Raw genomic sequence first — 17952 nt, 5'->3', positions numbered from 1 at the left:
CGGGGAGAAGAGCGAGGAGGATGCTCTCTCCCCGGCGACCTTATCCGTCGATGAACGCCTCGAGGGCCTCGCGGGCGACCTCGTCCCGCATCTGGCGGGGTGGTGACTTCATGAAGTAGGCGCTGGCCTCGTAGAGCGGCCCGGCGATACCCCGGTCCAGACCGATCTTGGCGCACCGCAGCGCGTCGATGACCACCCCGGCCGAGTTGGGGCTGTCCCAGACTTCCAGCTTCACCTCGGCATTGAGGGGAGTGTTCCCGAAGGCGGTCCCCTCGAGGCGGATGTGCGCCCACTTGCGGTCGGTGAGCCAGGGCACGTGATCCGAGGGGCCGACATGGATGTCTTCCACGGGCATGCGGGTCTCCAACTGGCTGGTGACCGCCTTGGTCTTGGACTCCTTCTTGGAGACGAGGCGGCTCCGCTCCAGCATGTTCAGGAAGTCGGTGTTCCCGCCGAAGTTGAGCTGGTAGGTCCGGTCCACCTTCACCCCCCGGTCCTGGAAGAGGTTGACGAGGGTGCGGTGCAGGATGGTGGCGCCGACCTGCGACTTGATGTCGTCGCCCACGATGGGCAGTCCGGCCCGGCGGAAGCGGTCTGCCCACTCCTCGGTGCGTGCGATGAACACGGGGATGCAGTTGACGAAGGCGCAGCCGGCCTCCAGGGCTTGGCGGGCATAGAACTCGGTGGCCTGCTGCGATCCGACCGGTAGGTAGGAGACCACCACGTCGGCGCGCGTCTTGCGGAGTTCCTCCGCCACATCTACCTCGGCCGCCGCCGACTCCTCCACCACGCCGTTCAGGTAGGCGCCGATCCCGTCCAGGGTCGGCCCGCGTTGCACCGTCACGTCCAGATAGGGGACCTCGGCGAAGGCCGTGGTGTTGTTCTCGCCGGCCAAGATCGCCTTGGACAGGTCCTGGCCCACCTTGGTGGCATCCACGTCGAATGCGGCCACGAACTGGATGTCGTCGATGGCGTAGTCGCCCAGCACCGGATGCATCAGGCCCGGAATGGTCTCGTCCGCGGCGGCATCGCGGTAGAACTCGACCCCCTGTACCAGTGAGGAGGCGCAGTTCCCCACCCCTACGATCGCTACCCGTATCCTGCTCACACGTACCCTCTCGACTCGGATCTCCGCTGAGTCTGGCGCGTGGATTGATTCAGTCAAATAGACGAGGCTCCTATAATCCATAGATAATGGTTATGGATTTGCCGGCCTTGAACTTCCGGAGCCTGCGTTATCTCCAGGCGGTGGAGCGCCACGGAACGTTTACCGAGGCAGCCTGGGAGCTGGGCGTCAGCCAGCCCGCCCTCTCCCATTCATTGGCCGAGCTCTCCCGACGGTTGGGGGTGCCCCTGTTCAGGAAGGACGGGAGGAGGCGAGTGCTCACCGAGGCCGGGCAGCGGGTGGTGCGCTATGCGGATCGCGTGATCGGCCAGACCGGGGATCTGATCCGATGGCTGGACAGCTGGCAGCGGGGAGAGGTCGGCTTGCTCCGGGTAGGGCTGATCGACACTGTCGGCCTCTACACCCTTCCATCCGGCCTGTCCCGTTTGCAAGGGGAGCAGCCCGGGATCGATCTCCAGTTGGTGGTTGCCGAGTCGGAGGAGCTGCTGTCCATGCTGGATCGATACCAGGTGGACCTGGCGCTGGTGGTCGGCCCGGCCGGTTCCCGCTACAACTCGGAGGCCATCGCCACCGAGAGGATGCATGTCTACTCCTGGCGGGATGACATGGCCGGCTCGTCCGACTCAGGCTCGGACGTAGCCACCCCGGCGGGCTGGGCGCTCTACCCGCCCGCCTCTCGCACCCGGCTGCTCATCGACCAGGGGTTGGCGCAGTTGGGCATCCATCCTGAGGTGGCTCTCGAATCGGCTCACCCAACTGTGCTCCGCCAGATGGCGGTTCTCGGCTACGCCCGGACGGTGCTACCCCGGCAGGTGGCGACGGCTGGGGAGGACTTGGACCTGACGGAAGGACCGCTGGTGGCTCTGCGGCAGATCGAGGCGGTGTGGAGGTCGGACGAGGATCTCGATCCACGTGCCGCCCGCCTAATCGAACTGGTCAAGAGAGGCGACCCCACCGGAACACCCTGATTCGGCGAAAGGCCCCCGGCTAGCCGCCGGTGGTGAGGTCCAGGAGCCGGGCGAAACGCTTGCGGGCGGCGATCAGGGCGATCAGGGTCACCAGGAACGGCAGGGCATCCGTGATCTGGACGGGGAGCCCGTTGCCCTGGAGTCGGAACCCGAGCCCCTCGGCGAAGGCGAACAGCAGGCTGGCGCCGAGCACCGCGAACGGATGGGCCCGGCCCAGCATGACCGCCACCACCGCCACCCAGCCCCTTCCGCTCGACATGTTCTCGGCGAACTGCACCACGTTCCCGAGCGCCAGCTGGGCGCCGGCCAGGCCCGACAGCACGCCGGAGGCGATCACCGCACCGTACTTGTAGGCGATGGGGCTCACCCCGAGGGACTCGGCCGCCAGCGGACGCTCACCGACCCCGCGCAACCGCAGCCCGATCGGAGTGCGGAACAGGACGAGCCAGAGGAAAGGCACCAGCAGGAAGGCCACGTACGCCAGGATGGTCTGGTTGAACAGGACCGGCCCTATCCAGGGGATGTCGGACAGTCCGGGGATGGCCAGCCGTTCCAATCCGTCGATGCGTTCGTGCTGGAACACCCCCCGCACCCCGAATATCTGTGGGAGGAGGAAACCGGTCAGCCCGATGGCCATCAGGTTCAGGGCGATGCCGAGCACGATGGGGTCGCCGCGCCTGCTCACCGCACCGAAGGCCAGCATGAGCGATATCAGCACCCCGGCGCCCACCGCGAACACCACTCCGAGGCCGCTGTAGACAGCCAGGTAGGAGCCGGCCACCGCCGCGAAGGCACCGGACAGCATCATCCCCTCCATGGCGATCTGGAAGACCCCCGCCCGCTCGCAGATCATTCCTCCGAGCGCGGCCAGCAGGATGGGGATCATGGCTCGGACCACCGAGTCGAAGAGGGCGGCGTCGAAGAGCTGGTCGAACATCTAGACCTCTCCGACTCCGGCCGGCTCGACCTCGCCGACGGATACGTCCCGGCCGGTTCTTCGCTTGAACCAGGTGAAGGTGAGCCGGCTGGCCACCGCCACGATCACCAGGGCCTGGAGTACCTGGGCGAGGCGCCAGGAGACTTCGGCGTTGCGCTGCATGGCCAGGCCTCCGATCTGGAGGCCGGAGAAGAGCAGGCCGGCCGCCAGGATCAGGAGTGGATGGTTGTTGGCCAGGAGGGCCACCAGGAGTCCGGTCCAGGCCAGCCCGCTCAGCACCAGCTCTCCGTCGATGTAGCGGTAGGCATCTCCCAGGATCATGTGGGTGCCGATCACGCCGCCGATGGCGCCGGCCACCGCCATCACGTAGACCGTCTGGCGCTCCACCTGGATGCCGCCGTAGCGGGCGAAGCGCCCGTTGAGGCCGGCCATTCGGGTTTCGTAGCCCGAGACGCTGCGTCCGTAGACCACCCAGATGACGATGACCAGGATCACCACCAGCAGAAGCGAGTAGCTCACTCCACCGAATATGGGCATCTTGGGCATGCGGGCGGTGTCGGGAACCTGCTCGGTGGAGGTGAGGGTCACGCTGTCGTCCAGCAGCCGGAACCGCACCAGGTAGCCGGTCATGGCGCGGGCCACGTAGTTGAGCAGCAGGCTGGTGATAAGGATGGGAAGTCGCAGCCGGGTCTGTCCCAGGGCGGGAAGCATGGCCCAGAGGGCCCCGGCCAGACCGCCGATCACCATGGCCACCGGGATGACCACTTGGCCCGGTCCCGGCATGTAGATGGCCACGACGGTCCCGGCGAGGCCGCCCACCACCATCTGGCCCTCGCCGCCCAGGTTGATGACGCCCGAGCGGAACGCCACCGACACGGCCAGCGCCATCCCGACGATCGGTATGGACCGCGCCAGGGTGTTGCGCAACCCCGAGCCCGTGACCGCGCCGTCGAACATCTCCCGGTAGGCGAACCAGGGATCCCCGCCGGTCAGCCAGACGATCGCCCAGCCCAGGGCGAAGGCGAAGACCAGCGAGAACAGGGCGGGATGCCCCGCCACGTTCCCTATCTTCGAGCCGAGGCCGACCGGGGCGCCCTGCGCCTGCTCAGCCACTGAGCGCCTCCTCGTGCGCGCCGGTCATGTAGTAGCCGATGCCGGCCTCGTCGACTTCCGCCGGATCCAACTCGGCCACGATCCGCCCGTCGAACATCACCAGGATGCGCGTGCTCAGGGCCAGGATCTCGGACAGCTCGGCTGAAATGAGCAGCACGGCCCCGCCCCCGTCACGGAACGTGATCAGGCGATCATGGATGAACTCGATGGCCGCGATGTCGACGCCGCGGGTGGGCTGCTCGGCGATGAGCAGCGGGGCGCCATGGGACATCTCCCGGGCCACCACGACCTTCTGGAGGTTCCCTCCCGAGAGGTTCGATACCGGGGAGTTGATGGGCCCCGACCGGATACCGTAGGTCTCGATCAGGCGCCTGGCGTGATGGCGCACCGCCTTGCGGTCGAACCACCCCTTGCTCTGGAACCCTTCCCTTCGCTGGTGGCCCAGCAGCAGGTTGTTCGACACGGTTGCCCGGTGGCTGGTGCCCACCCCGTAGCGATCCTCCGGTATGTATGCCATCCCGGACAGACGGCGCGTCAATACCTCGGAGGTGGTTATGTCGTTCCCGTTCAGGTGGATCGAGCCCTCGGGCACGTCCCGGAGACCGGTCACGGCCTCGATGAGCTCGCTCTGGCCGTTGCCGGCGATCCCGGCCACGCCCACGATCTCACCCGACCGCACCTCCAGCGATACGTTCTTTACCGTCTCCCGCCCGTGCTCGCCCGTTACGGTGAGATCGGTCACGGTCAGCACCGCGCCTCCCGCCTCGTGGGCGGGCGCCCGGCGGTCCAGATCGACCTGCCGTCCGGTCATGTGCCGGGCGATCTCGGTGGGATTTGTCTCGGCGGTGACGAGATCCGCCACCGACCGGCCGTCCCGGAGCACTGTCACCCGGTCGGAGACGGCCATCACCTCGCCGAGCTTGTGGGTGATGAACAGGATGGTGCGCCCCGCGTCGCGCAGGCGCCTGATGACCTCGAAGAGCTTGTCCCGCTCCTGGGGCGTGAGCACCGCGGTGGGCTCGTCGAGGATCAGGATCTGGGCATCCCGGTAGAGGGCCTTGAGGATCTCCACCCGCTGCAGCACCCCTACCGGCAGTGTCTCGACCACGGCGCGAGGGTCGACCGCCAGGCCGTACCGCTCGGCCAGGGCCCCCACCCGCTCCACGCCGGCGGTCCGGTCGATCATGCCCCGCCGGGTCGGCTCGTCCCGGAACACCACGTTGTCGGCCACGCTCAGCGTTGGGAAGAGCCGGAAGGCTTGGTGGACCATTCCGAGCCCGGCCCGGATGGCCTCGAGCGCCGAGGTGAACCTGACCCGCTCGCCGTCCACCAGGATCTCCCCGGCGTCGGCCGGGTACAGGCCGAACAGGATCGACATGAGGGTGGTCTTGCCGGCGCCGTTCTCACCCACCACGGCGTGGATGTGGCCGGCCTCCACCCTCATGTCGATGGCGTCGTTCGCCAGGACACCGGGGAATCGCTTGGTGATGCCTCGGAACTCGAGGGCCAGGCTCATTTCAGTTGGCGGTCAGGACCCGGTTTCGATCAGCCGAACAGCGGATCGGTTACGACGATCGAGCCGTCGATGATCCCCGCAGCGACCTTCTCAACCTCCGCGACGATGTCCGGATGATCGGCAATCAGGCACTCGCTGGTGGCAAGGTCGGGGTGGAGGGCCATCACGCCGGTGCCACCCTCGGCCAGACCGAAGGCGACCATCGGCCCGGCAGTACCGGCCAGCACCTGTTCGATGAGCTGGTCGACCACCGCGTCCACGAGCTTCATGTTGTTGTCGACTATGTACCCGGGGGCTTCCGGACACTGGTTTATGTCCACGCCGTAGGACACGAATCCGGCTTCCGCCGCCGCTTCGAACACACCGCCGTTGGAACCGGCGCCCACGGCGAAGATGTGGTCCAGTCCTTGCGCGGCCAGCGAGAGGGCCAGTTCCTTGGCCCGGGCCGGGTCGGAGAACGGGTTGTCGCCGGCGATGAACACCGCCGAGTTCTCGATCGAGGGATCCACCGACTGGGCGCCGACCCAGAAGCTCTCCCACCAGCGCTTGAAGAAGGGGATGTCGAGAGCCACTACGGAGCCGATCTTCTTCGCCTCCGACAGGTGGCCGGCCATAACGCCTAGCAGGTAGGCGCCCTCGTGCTCGCGGAACACACCGCAGTGGAGGTTGGGGGCCGGTTCGTCCGGGCAGGAGTCGATGAGGATGAACTGCTGGTCCGGGTTGGCCTTGGAGTACTCGTCCGCCATCTCCGTCAGCGTGAAGGTGGTGAGCACGATCACGTCCGGAGCCTCGTCGATGGCTGCCTCTATGTTGGCCCGCCTGGTGGTGTCGTCAATCGACTCGAAGGTTTTCCAGGTACCGCCGTGGCGCTCGGCTGCCCGCCTGGTGCCGACCTCGCCCAGGATCAGGAAGCTGTTGACGCCCATCGGGTTGGGGGTCACGTAGATCAGGCTGATCGGGTCCTCGGGCGCCATCGTGGTGGTCGGCGCGGCTGTGGTGGCCGGCGCGGCTGTGGTGGCGGGCGCGGCTGTGGTGGCGGGCGCGGCCGTGGTGGCGGGCGCGTCGTCGCCGGAATCCCCGCAGGCGGCCCCCACTACGGCCAGTGCCAGAATGAGCACCAGGATCTTCAGGGGTCTGGACATGGGTTTCTCCTCCCTCAGAGCGGACGTTCCGCTGGTGTGTCTGTCACGGTGATGACTACTCAGTGGCCGGTCGGCGAAGCTCCCCGAGCGGCACCGACCGGAGGCTATCACCTCGATCAATCCTGACCACCCGCCGATCGGTCACGATCGCGGTGATCAGGGCGTGCGGCGTGATGTCGAAGGCGGGGTTGGCGGCGTCGGTATTCGCAGGAGCGGTAGCACGATCCCGGACGGACACCACCTCTCCGGCGTCCCGGTCCTCGATGGGGATGGCGTCACCCCCGGGAGTGTCCATGTCCACGGTCGACTCCGGGGCGACCACGATGAAGGGGACCCCGGCGTACCGGGCGCCGAGAGCCAGGGAGAAGGTTCCGATCTTGTTGGCCGTGTCCCCGTTGGCGGCGATCCGGTCGGCGCCGGTGAGCACCACGTCGGCTTGACGCCGGGCCAGCATGAAGTTGGCGGCCGAGTCGACCAGGATCCGGTGGGGAGCGCCCATGCGGGCCAACTCCCAGGCGGTGAGGCGGGCGCCCTGGAGGAGCGGCCGGGTCTCGAGCGCCAGAGCCTCCGCGAGCGTGCCCCGCTCGTGCAAGGTCTGTATCACCGCCAGTGCGGTACCGCGCTCGATGGTCGCCAACCCCCCGGTGTTGCAGATCGTCATCGCCCGGGATGCTGCCCGCTCGGTGACCAGCCCGGTCACGAGATCGGCCCCGTACTCTCCCATGGACACGGATGCGGCGATCTCCTCGTCCCGGATGGCGAGCGCCTCGGCCAGCACACGGTCCAGGCCCTGCGCGGCGAGGGGGGCCACCCTGTCCACCATGCGGGCCAGGTTCACCGCGGTGGGTCGGGCTTCCCGAAGGGAGAGGATCGCCCGGTCGAAGTCGGGTCCGGACGTCCCGTGGGCCCGGATGGCCAGCGCCACCCCGAGGGCTCCGGCCACGCCGATGGCGGGGGCGCCCCGTACGGACAGGCGGCGGATGGCGGCCACCATGTCGGGGACTGTTTCGATCCGCATCACCTCGTAATGGTCGGGAAGCCTGGTCTGATCGACCATCGAGACGCCGCCGTCTATCCAGTCGAGCGGACGGTCACCGAGTTGCTGCATGACCTTTATGCTACATGGGCCACTTCCACCTGACCGGGGGCGAGTAGATGGACCGCTACCAAGCCGATCTGCTGATAACCATGTCCGAGGGGCGGACCCCCATCTCGCAAGGGGTGGTGGACGTGGAGGGGGGACGGGTGGTCTGGGCCGGCCCCGCTTCGGAGGCGCCCGACCAGGCCGGGGCGCCGGTACACCGGATCGACGGCATCCTGATGCCCGGACTCGTCAACCTCCACGCCCATACCCCGATGATCCTGCTGCGCGGCGCCGGAGAGGGGCTGCCGGTGGATCGGTGGCTCCACGAGGTCATGTGGCCCCGGGAGGGGCGCCTGACCCCCGATGACGTGAGGGTGGGGATGCTGATGGGCGCAGCCGAGCTCCTCTCCAACGGCGTCACCACCTCATCCGAGATGTACTTCTTCGGGGAGTCGGTCGCTCAGGGGGCTGCCGAGGCGGGCCTCCGGTGCGTGGTGGCGGCTCCGATCATCGAGGACGCCCAGCTCGACCTGATGGGCACCTGGCAGCAGCAGTTGGAGGAGATGGTCGCCACCCGGGACCGGTGGGCATCAAACGAGCTGATCGAAGTGGGCCTGGGTCCTCACGCCGCCTGGTCGGTGTCACGGGAGTGCCTGGAGATGGTGATCGGGATCGCCCGCGAGCAGGACATGCTGGTTCACATCCACGTGGCTGAGCAGGAGTGGGAGGACGCGGCGGTGCGGGAGCTGTCCGGTGGCCTGTCGGCGCCCGCCTACCTGGAGTCGCTGGGCATGCTGGAGGCAAGGGTGCTGGCCGCCCACTGCGTGTGGCTGTCGGACGAGGACATGGAGATATTCGGCCGCCACGGAGTGGGGGCGGCCCATTGCCCTTGTTCCAACTCCAAGCACGGCTCGGGCCTGGCCAGGGTCGAAGAGATGATCCGGGCCGGGATCAAGGTGGGGATCGCCACCGACGGTCCGGCCTCTCATCACCGGCTCGACCTGTTCGAGGAGATGCGCACCGCCATCCGGCTGGCCCGGATCCACCGGGGGGACGCAGCCTTCATGCCACCCCACGAGGCGCTCCACATGACCACGGCCGGGGCCGCCGACGCCATCGGGCGCTCCGACCTGGGCCGGCTCGAGCCGGGTTCCCGGGCCGACATGGTGCAGCTGTCACCGTCAGAGTCGGCTCTGCATCCGGTCGTGACGGACGAGGACGACCCGGTGTCGCGCCTGGTGTGGTCGGGGTCGCCCCGGGCAGTCCGCTCGGTCTGGGTGGGCGGGGAGCAGGTGGTCAGCGAGGGCCGGGTGCTTACCGTGGACGTTGACAAGGTGACGGCGGAGGTGACCGAGCGCGCCCGGTGGCTGGCCAAGTGAGAAGTGTCGTGTGACCGGCGCCGAAGTGGCCGAGTTGCTGGGTCTGGCGCCGTTGCCGTCCGAGGGGGGAATGTGGGCCCAGACCTGGCGGGACCAGAACGGCACCGCCATCTACTACCTGATGCAGCCGGACGACTTCTCGGCCTTGCATCGACTGGACGGGCCGGAGCTCTGGCACCACTACGCAGGCCATCCGGTGGAGATGCTGTTACTCGAACCGGACGGCGGGGCCAGACGGCTGCTGCTCGGCGACGACCTGGCGGCGGGGGAGCGCCCCTTCGTGGCGGTTCCCGGAGGAGTGTGGATGGGCGCCGGAACGACCGGAGACTGGTCGCTGGTGGGAACTACCATGGCGCCGCCCTACCACGAGGAGGGATTCGAGTTGGGTACCTACTCCGAGTTGGTCGGCCTCTACCCGGACGCAGCCGACCTCATCGCCCGTTATGCCAGGGAGTAGCTCCGGCGCGCCGGCGTCGGGCCCCCTGGGGGCGCCGGACGAGCTGATCTCCCTGGACGGCCGGGTGGTGGCCGTGACCGGCGCCGGGGGCAACATCGGGGCCGGTATCGCCGCGAGGATGGCCGCGGCCGGCGCCACGGTGGTCTCCCACACGCGGTCCTCGCCGGCCGAGCCCATCACCGGCCGCTCCGGACGGCCCGGGCTGGTGGTGACCGCCGACCTGACCGACTCCGGCGCGCCGCGCCTCCTCGTCGACACGGCTCTGGAGCGTTACGGCCGGCTGGACGGCCTGGTCAACAACGCCGCTATCCAGACGGTGGCCGGCTTCGCCGAACTGACCGATAGCGAATGGTCGGAGATGATCGCCACCAACCTCACTGCCACCCACCGGCTGACCCAGGCCGCGGCGGCCGCGATGGCCGCCCAGGAATCGGGAGGGTCGATCGTCCATATCGCCTCCATAGAGGGGAGCTACCCGGCGCCCGGGCACGGGCACTACTCGGTTTCCAAGGCCGGGATGATCATGCAAGCACGGGCCGCGGCCCAGACCTACGGCGGCGCCGGGGTCCGGGTCAACGTGGTCTCTCCCGGCCTGATCTCCCGTCCCGGCATCGAAGATGCCTGGCCGGATGGGGTAGGGCGCTGGGAGAAGGCCTGCCCGCTGGGGCGCCTCGGCACCCGCGAGGACATCGGGGACGCCTGCGTGTTCCTCTGCTCCGACCTGGCCCGGTGGATCACCGGTGCGGAGCTGGTGGTGGACGGCGGCGTGATGGCCAATCCCACCTGGTGAGGTCGTTCCCGTGAACGCGACCAGCCTCGAGGGCCGGGCCTACCTGGTGACCGGGGCGGCCGGCGGGATCGGGGAGGGGATCGCCCGAGCCATCGTCGAGGCCGGCGGGATGGTGGCGCTGGTGGACGTTGACCTGGACGGCGCCCGAGCGACGGCCCGCAGGGTCGGGTCGACCGGGACATCGTCCGCCGCCTTCCGGGCCGACGTGTCCGATGCGGACGAGGTCGAGTCGGCGGTGGAGAGCACGGTGCAGCACTTCGGCCGCATCGACGGCGCGGTCAACAACGCCGGGGTGGTGACGCTCGACGAGGCCTGGGAGGCCACCGGTCCCGACTGGAACCACCAGCTCGAGATCAACGTCACCGGGTCGTTCCTGGTCGCCCAGGCTGTCGGGAAGCGGCTCAAGGCCTCGGGCGGGGGCAGCATCGTCAACGTGGCGTCCAACTGCGGCAAGGTGGGTTACCGCAACATGGCCGCCTACAACGCCTCCAAGTCGGCGGTCCTCGGCCTCACCCGGTCCCTGTCCATGGAGTGGGCCGAGCACGGCATCAACGTCAACGCGGTCTGCCCGGGCGGGGTCGACACCCCCATGCTGGCCGGGGTGGCCGAGTGGCTCTCGCCCCGGCTCGACATCCCGTCCGACGAGCTGCTGGGATCGATGGGGCCGGCGCAGTTGGGCAGGCGCATCACCCCGATGGAGGTGGGCCGGGTGATCGCCTTCCTGCTGTCGGACGCGGCGCACATAATCCGGGGCCAGGCCATCAACGTGGACGGCGGCGACACCTGGTACTGAACCCTGACTCACTCCTGTTCCCGAGGCGGGAAGGGCGGTACAGTTGAAATCCATGGCGGGCGCTCTCACAGCCGTAGCCCGGGTGCGGGCCGTTCCCGGATCGGAGGAGACCGTACGGGACGCGCTCATCGCGATGGTCGCGCCCACCCGCGAGGAAGAGGGTTGCCTCGTTTACCGGCTCCACGAGGTCGGCAGCGAACCCGGGCTCTTCTGCTTCGTCGCCCTCTGGCGTAGCGAAGCCGACCTCGACGCGCACCTCGACGAACCCCACATCGCCGATGGCCTGGCCGCCATTGCGGACCATACCGAGTCGGTGGTGGTCACCCGGATGACCCGCATCGCCTGATCCTGACCGGCCACCGGTTCTGGTCTCTAGTCTTGCCCCGGCACGGCTTGGGAGATTCTGATGGATGACAGGTGGGACGACGCTGAGGCGGCGGCATTCGAGGGGCCGCTGGGCGAGTGTGTCTACGGATCCCGCCTGCTGGGGAGCGACCCCTTCCTCGTGCTGCACGGCGGCGGCAACACATCCGTCAAGGCGCCCTTTCATGACATAACCGGACGCACCATCGACGCTCTCTACGTGAAGGGCTCGGGGTGGGACCTGGCCACCATCGAAGCGCCGGGCTTCACACCCCTGCCCGTCGACCGGCTCCAGGACCTGCTGTCGCTCGACTGGCTCTCCGACCCGGACATGATGCGGGAGCTGTCCGCCGCCCGGCTCGACCCGGCCGCCCCGCAACCTTCGGTCGAGACCCTGCTGCACGCCTTCCTGCCCTACCGGGCCGTCCAGCACAGCCATGCGGACGTGATCGTCACCCTCACCAACCTGGCCGACGGGGAGGGGCGGATCCGGGAGGTATTCGGAGGCGACGTGCTGGTGGTGCCCTACGTCATGCCCGGCTTCGACCTGGCCCGGCTGGTGGTGGAGATCTGGCGCGATCAGCCGCACGAGGGCGCCACCGGAATGGTTCTCCTCAACCATGGCCTGTTCACCTTCGGGGATACCACGAAGGAGGCATACGGCCGCCATATCGAGCTGATCACCAGGGCCGAGGAGTGGCTCGACGCCCGCGCCCCGCTGGCGCCTTCCCAAGACGAGGCGGGTCTCCCTCCGGCAGCGCCGGTAGCGCTGGCCCGGCTCCGCAACCAGATCTCGGCTGCGGCAGGCAAGCCGATGATCATGACCCGCCATACGAACGCCGCGGCGTCCCGCTTCGTGGGCCGGTCCGACCTGGAGAGCCTGGCGAACCGGGGCCCGCTCACTCCCGACCACGTCATCCGGACCAAGCGGTTTCCCATGGTGGGCACCGATGTGGACGCCTACGTGGACAGGTACTGCCGCTACTTCGAGGAGAACCGGCACCGCGCCCGGACCGAGTTGACCATGCTCGATCCGGCGCCGCGGGTGGTGGTGGACAGGGAGTTGGGTCTTCTGACCGTGGGCGAGACCGCCAAGGCCTCCGGGATCGCTGCCGACATCTACCAGCACACCATGCCCGTTCTAGAACGCGCCGAGGACCATCTGGGCGGGTACGTGGCGCTGGAGGCGGGCCATCTGTTCGACTGCGAGTACTGGGATCTGGAGCAGGCCAAACTGCGCCGGGCGGGCAGGCCTCCGGAGTTCGCCGGCATGGTGGCGGTGGTGACCGGAGCCGCTTCGGGCATCGGCCGGGCCTGCGCTGCGGCCCTGCTGTCGAGGGGCTGTGCGGTGGTCGGTCTGGACCGTGACGGAGCGGTGGTGCGCGCCTTCAATGGCCCGGCCTGGCTGGGCGTGGCGGTGGACGTCACCGACGGCGCCGCCCAGCAGGCGGCGATCGATGCGGGGGTGCAGCGGTTCGGAGGCATCGACATCGTGGTGCCGGCGGCCGGGGTGTTCGGCAAGGCCCAGCCGGTCGGCGAGCTCGACGAGGACCGGTGGCGGGCGACCCTGTCCGTCAACGCGGACGCCGTGGCCACCCTCCTCGCCGCGGTCCATCCCTTCCTGGCCTGTTCCCCGGTGGGAGGCCGGGTGGTTGTGATCGCATCCAAGAACGTCGCCGCTCCCGGCCGCGGCGCGGCTGCCTACTCCGCGTCGAAGGCGGCCGTCACCCAGCTGGCCCGGGTGGCGGCTCTCGAGTGGGCGGATGACGGGATCCGGGTCAACCTGGTCCACCCGGACGGGGTGTTCGACACCGGACTCTGGGACGAGGGTCTGATCGCCGAGCGGGCCGCTGCCTACGGGCTCAGCGAGGCCGAGTACCGGACCCGGAACCTGCTGTCCGCCGAGGTGACGTCTGCCGCGGTCGCCAGGGTGGTGACCGAGCTGTGCGGGGATGTGTTCGCGGTGACCACGGGAGCGCAGGTCCCCGTGGACGGCGGCAACGAACGGGTGGTCTGAATAGGCTGCCGGTCGAGGAGGTGTTTGGATGGCTGAGCTGACCCCGATCCTTCGGGTGGATCCGGATGAGGTGCCCGAGCGGGTGCTGGTGATGGGCGATCCCGCCCGGGCGGAGCTGGCCTCCCGGCGCCTCGAGGGCCGTCGCCTGCTGGGCAGCTTCCGGGAGTACGTGACCTACGGAGGGACCCATCGAGGCGTCGACGTGGCCGTGGCTTCGCACGGCGTGGGATCGCCGGGAGCGGTCATCGTGTTCGAGGAGTTGAGCCGCGCCGGCGTCCGCCGGATCATCCGGACCGGAACCTGCGGGGGTCTCGCCGTCGAGGTCGAGGACGGCGATCTCGTGATCGTCACCGGCGCCATCCGCGCCGACGGTGTCACCGACGCCATGGTCCCCGCGCCCTTCCCGGCGCTCGCTTCGGTAGACGTGGTCACCGCGATCCGCCGGGCGGTGGCATCCACCGAGCACCACTCCCACGAGGGCGTGGTGCTCACCCACTCGCTGTTCTATCCGGGCGAGGTTCTCGGAGGCGACCTGGAGTTCTGGCACCGGGCGGGCGCCATCGCGGTCGAGATGGAGTGTGCCGCCCTGTTCGTCAATGGCTCGCTCAACTCGGTGACCACCGGGGCGGTGCTGGTGGCGGACGGCAATCCCCTACACAGGGAGGAGGGTGGTTACGATCCGCACCGCCAGGTGGTCTATGACGCGGTGGAGGCGATGATCGACATCGGACTGGATGCCCTCATCGACGGCTGACCGGCCGTCCGGCAGCGGATACGAGGTGGTAATGGGCGATCTGTACCAGCGTCTCACGGAGGCGGCGGAGGTCCTCAACCGGCTCACCGGGCGGGACGCCCACGATGTGGTGGCCGTGCTGGGCTCGGGTCTCGGCGGCTATCCCGACACCCTCGACGGGGCGGTGGCGGTCCCGTACTCGGAGATACCTGGCTTCCCGCAACCATCTGCACCCGGGCACGCCGGCACGGCCTACTCCCTCGAGATGGGCGGCAACCGGGTGTTGCTCTACTCGGGCCGGGTCCATCACTTCGAGGGCTACAGCCCGACCGAGATCGTCTTTCCGGTGCGAGCGGCCATCATGGCCGGCGCCCGCAAGGTGGTCCTAACCAACGCCTCCGGTGGATGCACGCCCGGCATCGATCCCGGCGATCTCGTACTCCTGACCGACCACATCAACCCGACCGGTCTCGGCCCCTTGCGCGGCGACAACGATGAACGCCTCGGAACCCGGTTCCCCGACATGACCGACGTGTACTCGCCGTCGCTGCGCCGGAAAGCCGTCGCCGCCGCCTCCTCGGTGGGGATCTCAATGCATGAAGGTGTCTACATGTGGTGGCGCGGGCCGATGTTCGAGACCCCGGCCGAGATCAGGATGGCCATCACTTTGGGCGCCGACCTGATCGGGATGTCCACCGTGCCGGAAGCCATCGCCGCTCGCCACATGGGCGCGGAAGTGCTGGGAATTTCGCTGTGTACCAACCGGGCCGCCGGGTTGGCCGGCCGCAAGATCACCGGCGAGGAGGTCATCGAGACGGCCGGCCGGGCAGCCGGAGATCTCCGGGCGCTCTTCGACGCCCTGTTGCCTAGTTTGTAGTTTCCAATTGCTAGTCTCTAGACACTATAATACTATGTTAACTAGCAACTACCGCTGAGGGCTCGTTATGAAGCGGAGCGGGCTCGAGGAGCGGATCCGCCGCCTGATCCACCGTGAGGGGCCGATCCCGTTCGACCGCTTCATGGAGATGGCGCTCTACGACCCCGACGGCGGGTACTTCGCTTCGGGGCCGCTGCGGTCCCGGGCCGAGGGGGACTTCCTGACCAGCCCCGAGACGAGCGGCGAGTTCGGGGCCACGCTCGCCCGCTTCGTGGGCCAGGAGTTCCGGCGGCTGGGCCGCCCGGCCGGGTTCACCCTGCTGGAGGTGGGCGCGGGGTCGGGCACCCTGCTGTCTCCGCTGCTGGGTGCGCTGGACTGGACGCCTCGAACCGTGGCGCTGGAGGCCTCTCCCGCGGCCCGGCAGGCACTCCGCCAGGCGCTCCCGGTTGTCGAGGTGGTGCCGGACCGCCGGGAACCGGATCGCTTCCGGGGAGTGGTCATCGCCAACGAGGTCGTGGACAACCTTCCCGTGGCAATTGCGGTACGGGCGGAGGACGGGGGCTGGTCGGAGCGCCGGGTCTGGTCAGAAGGCGCCGATCTGGTGCTGGTGGAGGCGCCCGCCCGTCCCGATGTGCTGGCCTGGCTGGAGGCGCATGCCGCAGATGTGCCCGCCGGTGGGGTGGTGGAGTGCCAGCCGGCGGCCAGCGACTGGATGGGTCGGATGATCGATCTGCTCGAGGCCGGCGCGGTCGTGGTCATCGACTACGGGGACACTTCGGAAGGACTCCTGCCCCGCCGGCGTAGGGGTGGGACGCTGCGTACCTACCGCGCCCATCACCTCTCCCGGCATCCGCTCGACGAACCGGGCTCGATGGACATAACCGCCGACGTCGACTTCTCGGCTCTGGCCAGAGTCGCCACCGACCGGGGAATGCATACGAGGTTGTGCCGCCAGGACGAGTTCCTGTCCGAGCTGGGGTTGGGCGCCAGGAGGGAGGAACTACGCCGGCGGGAACTGGCGGAGGCGCGGGGCGGCGATCCGATCGAGCGGCTCCGTCTCCGGTCGAGGGTGAACGAGATCGACACCCTGCTGCACCCCCGGGGTTTCGGCGACTTCCGGGTCCTGGTGGCCACCCGATAGCGGTCCTGGGAGGGTGCTGAAAGAGACGGGGAAGGGTTGGCTTACGACACTTTGACCTGGGGTTTTATTGCCTGCCACCTGGCCAACTGGACATTTTTCAGTACCCTCCTGGCACCATTATGATCCGATCACCATGAACAACCTGAAGACGGTCGCGCTGTTGAGCCTGATGAGCGCGCTCGTCTGGATGCTCGGATGGGCGCTGTTCGGCGGCTCCCAGGGCATATACATCGGTTTGGGGTTCGCAGCCCTGCTCAACCTCGGCGCCTACTTCTTCTCCGCCAAGATGGCCCTCGCCATGAGCCGGGCCCGACCCGTAACCGAGAAGGAGCTGCCCAAGGTCTACGGCATGGTGCGCCGCCTGGCCGCCTCGTCGAACATGCCCGTGCCCTCTATCCACCTGATCGATTCCGCCCAGCCCAACGCCTTCGCCACCGGTCGCAATCCCAAGAACGCCGCCGTTGCCGTCACCACGGGCATCCTCGAGATCATGCGGGATGACGAACTCGAAGGGGTAATCGCGCACGAGCTCTCCCATGTCCGCAACCGTGACATCCTGATCTCTTCGATCGCCGCGATGCTCGCCGCCGCCCTGTCCATCTTCGCCCGGATGGCCTTCTGGTTCGGGGGCGGAGGCCGTCGCAACAACAACGCGATCGGCCTGGTGGTGGCCCTGGCCGCAATGATCCTGGCGCCGCTGGCCGGCATGGTGATCCGGATGGCGATCTCGCGGGCTCGCGAGTACCAGGCCGATCGCTCGGGCGCCGAGATGACGGGCCAGCCGCTCAGCCTGGCGCGGGCCTTGCAGAAGATCGGAAGCGCATCGGGACGGATACCGATGGACGTGAATCCGGCAGTCAGCCAGCTTTTCATCGCCGACCCGCTCAAGGCGTTCGGCCGGAGACGTCCGGCCGGAGCCGGCCGGATGTTCTCGACCCATCCGCCCATCGAGGAGAGGGTTCGCCGGCTCGAGAACATGTACTACCGGATCTGATTGGCGGGCGCCGCGTGCTTGTTTCCGCGGCGGATCGGAGCGACTAGCATTCTTGCGCCAGAAACCGGTGGCGTCTGCCACCCGTGCCGGGATGCCCGAGCGGCCAAAGGGAGCAGACTGTAAATCTGCCGGCGATGCCTTCGGAGGTTCGAATCCTTCTCCCGGCACCGGCGCGGACGGTTGGTCGTCCGCCCTAACAGGCCCCCTTAGCTCAGTAGGCCAGAGCGCCTCCATGGTAAGGAGGAGGTCTCCGGTTCGAATCCGGAAGGGGGCTCGGCAGGCAGGTGAACAGCCTGCCCTGCCTAAGGGCCAGGCGGCGTAGCTCAGTCGGTAAGAGCGCTCGACTCATAATCGAGAGGTCGGCAGTTCAAGTCTGCCCGCCGCTACGAGCGGTCGGTTGTCCTGCGCGGGATGGCCGGCCCGCCGAACGTATGTACCAGCAAGCTGCTACACGAGGAGAGGATCGTTATGGGTAAGGAGCGTTTTGTGCGGGATAAGCCGCATGTGAATGTTGGGACTATG

At 68.4% G+C, this 17952-nt stretch carries 17 protein-coding genes and 3 tRNA genes; 14 read left to right on the top strand and 6 right to left on the bottom strand.

The genetic code is table 11. The annotated features are described in order from the left end of the window. Positions 1-40: 40 nt before the first annotated feature. A complete protein-coding gene (locus tag OXK16_04095) occupies positions 41-1108 on the bottom strand; it encodes an inositol-3-phosphate synthase (protein MDE0375127.1) in 1068 nt (355 codons plus the stop codon). Positions 1109-1215: 107 nt separating this feature from the next. Between OXK16_04095 and OXK16_04090 the strand changes: the two genes are divergently transcribed. Then, positions 1216-2094 carry a LysR family transcriptional regulator gene (locus tag OXK16_04090; protein ID MDE0375126.1) on the top strand — a complete coding sequence of 293 codons (879 nt, stop codon included), beginning with the start codon at positions 1216-1218 and terminating at the stop codon, positions 2092-2094. 19 nt (positions 2095-2113) lie between these two features. Here OXK16_04090 and OXK16_04085 read toward each other — a convergent pair whose 3' ends face one another. The 5 genes from OXK16_04085 to mtnA are packed head-to-tail and all read right to left on the bottom strand — an operon-like array spanning position 2114 to position 7910. Continuing rightward, positions 2114-3031 (bottom strand): ABC transporter permease, encoded by a 918-nt coding sequence (locus OXK16_04085; protein MDE0375125.1) that lies wholly within the window; start codon positions 3029-3031, stop codon positions 2114-2116. Continuing rightward, the gene (locus tag OXK16_04080) at positions 3032-4144 is read right to left on the bottom strand and encodes an ABC transporter permease (protein ID MDE0375124.1); all 1113 of its coding nucleotides are present in this window, start codon (positions 4142-4144) and stop codon (positions 3032-3034) included. Beyond that, complete coding sequence (locus tag OXK16_04075) at positions 4137-5660, bottom strand: ABC transporter ATP-binding protein (GenBank protein MDE0375123.1); 1524 nt, start codon at positions 5658-5660, stop codon at positions 4137-4139. The genes OXK16_04080 and OXK16_04075 overlap by 8 nt, the downstream gene beginning before the upstream one ends. A gap of 29 nt (positions 5661-5689) precedes the next feature. Then, on the bottom strand, positions 5690-6802 hold the full coding sequence (locus tag OXK16_04070) for a BMP family ABC transporter substrate-binding protein (GenBank protein MDE0375122.1): 1113 nt from the start codon (positions 6800-6802) through the stop codon (positions 5690-5692). 55 nt (positions 6803-6857) lie between these two features. Then, entirely contained in the window at positions 6858-7910 is a 1053-nt protein-coding gene (gene mtnA / locus OXK16_04065) for an S-methyl-5-thioribose-1-phosphate isomerase (protein MDE0375121.1), read from the bottom strand. A gap of 47 nt (positions 7911-7957) precedes the next feature. Between mtnA and OXK16_04060 the strand changes: the two genes are divergently transcribed. The 13 genes from OXK16_04060 to OXK16_04000 all read left to right on the top strand — a co-directional run bounded on the left by OXK16_04060 (position 7958) and on the right by OXK16_04000 (position 17816). Beyond that, positions 7958-9265, top strand: coding sequence for an amidohydrolase (locus OXK16_04060; GenBank protein ID MDE0375120.1), 1308 nt, complete (start codon positions 7958-7960; stop codon positions 9263-9265). A 10-nt stretch (positions 9266-9275) separates the two neighbouring features. Next, positions 9276-9722: a cupin domain-containing protein gene (locus OXK16_04055; protein ID MDE0375119.1), complete on the top strand. Its 447-nt coding sequence runs from the start codon at positions 9276-9278 to the stop codon at positions 9720-9722. Beyond that, positions 9709-10512, top strand: a complete 804-nt coding sequence (locus OXK16_04050; protein ID MDE0375118.1) for an SDR family oxidoreductase — start codon at positions 9709-9711, stop codon at positions 10510-10512. Before OXK16_04055 ends, OXK16_04050 begins: the two co-directional genes overlap by 14 nt. Before the next feature lie 10 nt (positions 10513-10522). After that, positions 10523-11305, top strand: coding sequence for an SDR family NAD(P)-dependent oxidoreductase (locus OXK16_04045; GenBank protein MDE0375117.1), 783 nt, complete (start codon positions 10523-10525; stop codon positions 11303-11305). A 52-nt stretch (positions 11306-11357) separates the two neighbouring features. Then, positions 11358-11651 (top strand): putative quinol monooxygenase, encoded by a 294-nt coding sequence (locus OXK16_04040; GenBank protein MDE0375116.1) that lies wholly within the window; start codon positions 11358-11360, stop codon positions 11649-11651. Between the two features lie 60 nt (positions 11652-11711). Continuing rightward, positions 11712-13685 carry a bifunctional aldolase/short-chain dehydrogenase gene (locus tag OXK16_04035; GenBank protein ID MDE0375115.1) on the top strand — a complete coding sequence of 658 codons (1974 nt, stop codon included), beginning with the start codon at positions 11712-11714 and terminating at the stop codon, positions 13683-13685. A 28-nt stretch (positions 13686-13713) separates the two neighbouring features. After that, on the top strand, positions 13714-14439 hold the full coding sequence (locus OXK16_04030; protein ID MDE0375114.1) for a nucleoside phosphorylase: 726 nt from the start codon (positions 13714-13716) through the stop codon (positions 14437-14439). A 31-nt stretch (positions 14440-14470) separates the two neighbouring features. Further along, positions 14471-15295: a purine-nucleoside phosphorylase gene (locus OXK16_04025; protein MDE0375113.1), complete on the top strand. Its 825-nt coding sequence runs from the start codon at positions 14471-14473 to the stop codon at positions 15293-15295. Positions 15296-15362: 67 nt separating this feature from the next. Then, positions 15363-16436 (top strand): SAM-dependent methyltransferase, encoded by a 1074-nt coding sequence (locus OXK16_04020; protein ID MDE0375112.1) that lies wholly within the window; start codon positions 15363-15365, stop codon positions 16434-16436. Positions 16437-16569: 133 nt separating this feature from the next. Beyond that, positions 16570-17430 (top strand): zinc metalloprotease HtpX, encoded by an 861-nt coding sequence (locus tag OXK16_04015; GenBank protein MDE0375111.1) that lies wholly within the window; start codon positions 16570-16572, stop codon positions 17428-17430. A gap of 85 nt (positions 17431-17515) precedes the next feature. Next, positions 17516-17597 (top strand) — tRNA-Tyr (locus OXK16_04010). Positions 17598-17630: 33 nt separating this feature from the next. Then, a tRNA-Thr gene (locus OXK16_04005) sits at positions 17631-17704 on the top strand. 38 nt (positions 17705-17742) lie between these two features. Next, a tRNA-Met gene (locus tag OXK16_04000) sits at positions 17743-17816 on the top strand. Positions 17817-17952 lie beyond the last annotated feature (136 nt).

The sequence above is a fragment of the bacterium genome (assembly GCA_028821235.1).
GTDB lineage: Bacteria > Actinomycetota > Acidimicrobiia > Spongiisociales > Spongiisociaceae > Spongiisocius.
The sequence above is the reverse complement of the archived record's forward strand: the minus strand, read 5'-3'. Positions and strand labels throughout refer to the sequence as shown.

What these genes read in the sequence shown, in the direction of transcription:
- OXK16_04070 (MDE0375122.1), bottom strand. Translation starts at nt 6,802, where the DNA reads ATGTCCAGACCCCTGAAGATCCTGGTGCTCATTCTGGCACTGGCCGTA.
- OXK16_04020 (MDE0375112.1), top strand. Translation starts at nt 15,363, where the DNA reads ATGAAGCGGAGCGGGCTCGAGGAGCGGATCCGCCGCCTGATCCACCGT.
- OXK16_04050 (MDE0375118.1), top strand. Translation starts at nt 9,709, where the DNA reads ATGCCAGGGAGTAGCTCCGGCGCGCCGGCGTCGGGCCCCCTGGGGGCG.
- OXK16_04060 (MDE0375120.1), top strand. Translation starts at nt 7,958, where the DNA reads ATGGACCGCTACCAAGCCGATCTGCTGATAACCATGTCCGAGGGGCGG.
- mtnA (MDE0375121.1), bottom strand. Translation starts at nt 7,910, where the DNA reads ATGCAGCAACTCGGTGACCGTCCGCTCGACTGGATAGACGGCGGCGTC.
- OXK16_04035 (MDE0375115.1), top strand. Translation starts at nt 11,712, where the DNA reads ATGGATGACAGGTGGGACGACGCTGAGGCGGCGGCATTCGAGGGGCCG.
- OXK16_04040 (MDE0375116.1), top strand. Translation starts at nt 11,358, where the DNA reads ATGGCGGGCGCTCTCACAGCCGTAGCCCGGGTGCGGGCCGTTCCCGGA.
- OXK16_04015 (MDE0375111.1), top strand. Translation starts at nt 16,570, where the DNA reads ATGAACAACCTGAAGACGGTCGCGCTGTTGAGCCTGATGAGCGCGCTC.
- OXK16_04030 (MDE0375114.1), top strand. Translation starts at nt 13,714, where the DNA reads ATGGCTGAGCTGACCCCGATCCTTCGGGTGGATCCGGATGAGGTGCCC.
- OXK16_04085 (MDE0375125.1), bottom strand. Translation starts at nt 3,031, where the DNA reads ATGTTCGACCAGCTCTTCGACGCCGCCCTCTTCGACTCGGTGGTCCGA.
- OXK16_04075 (MDE0375123.1), bottom strand. Translation starts at nt 5,660, where the DNA reads ATGAGCCTGGCCCTCGAGTTCCGAGGCATCACCAAGCGATTCCCCGGT.
- OXK16_04025 (MDE0375113.1), top strand. Translation starts at nt 14,471, where the DNA reads ATGGGCGATCTGTACCAGCGTCTCACGGAGGCGGCGGAGGTCCTCAAC.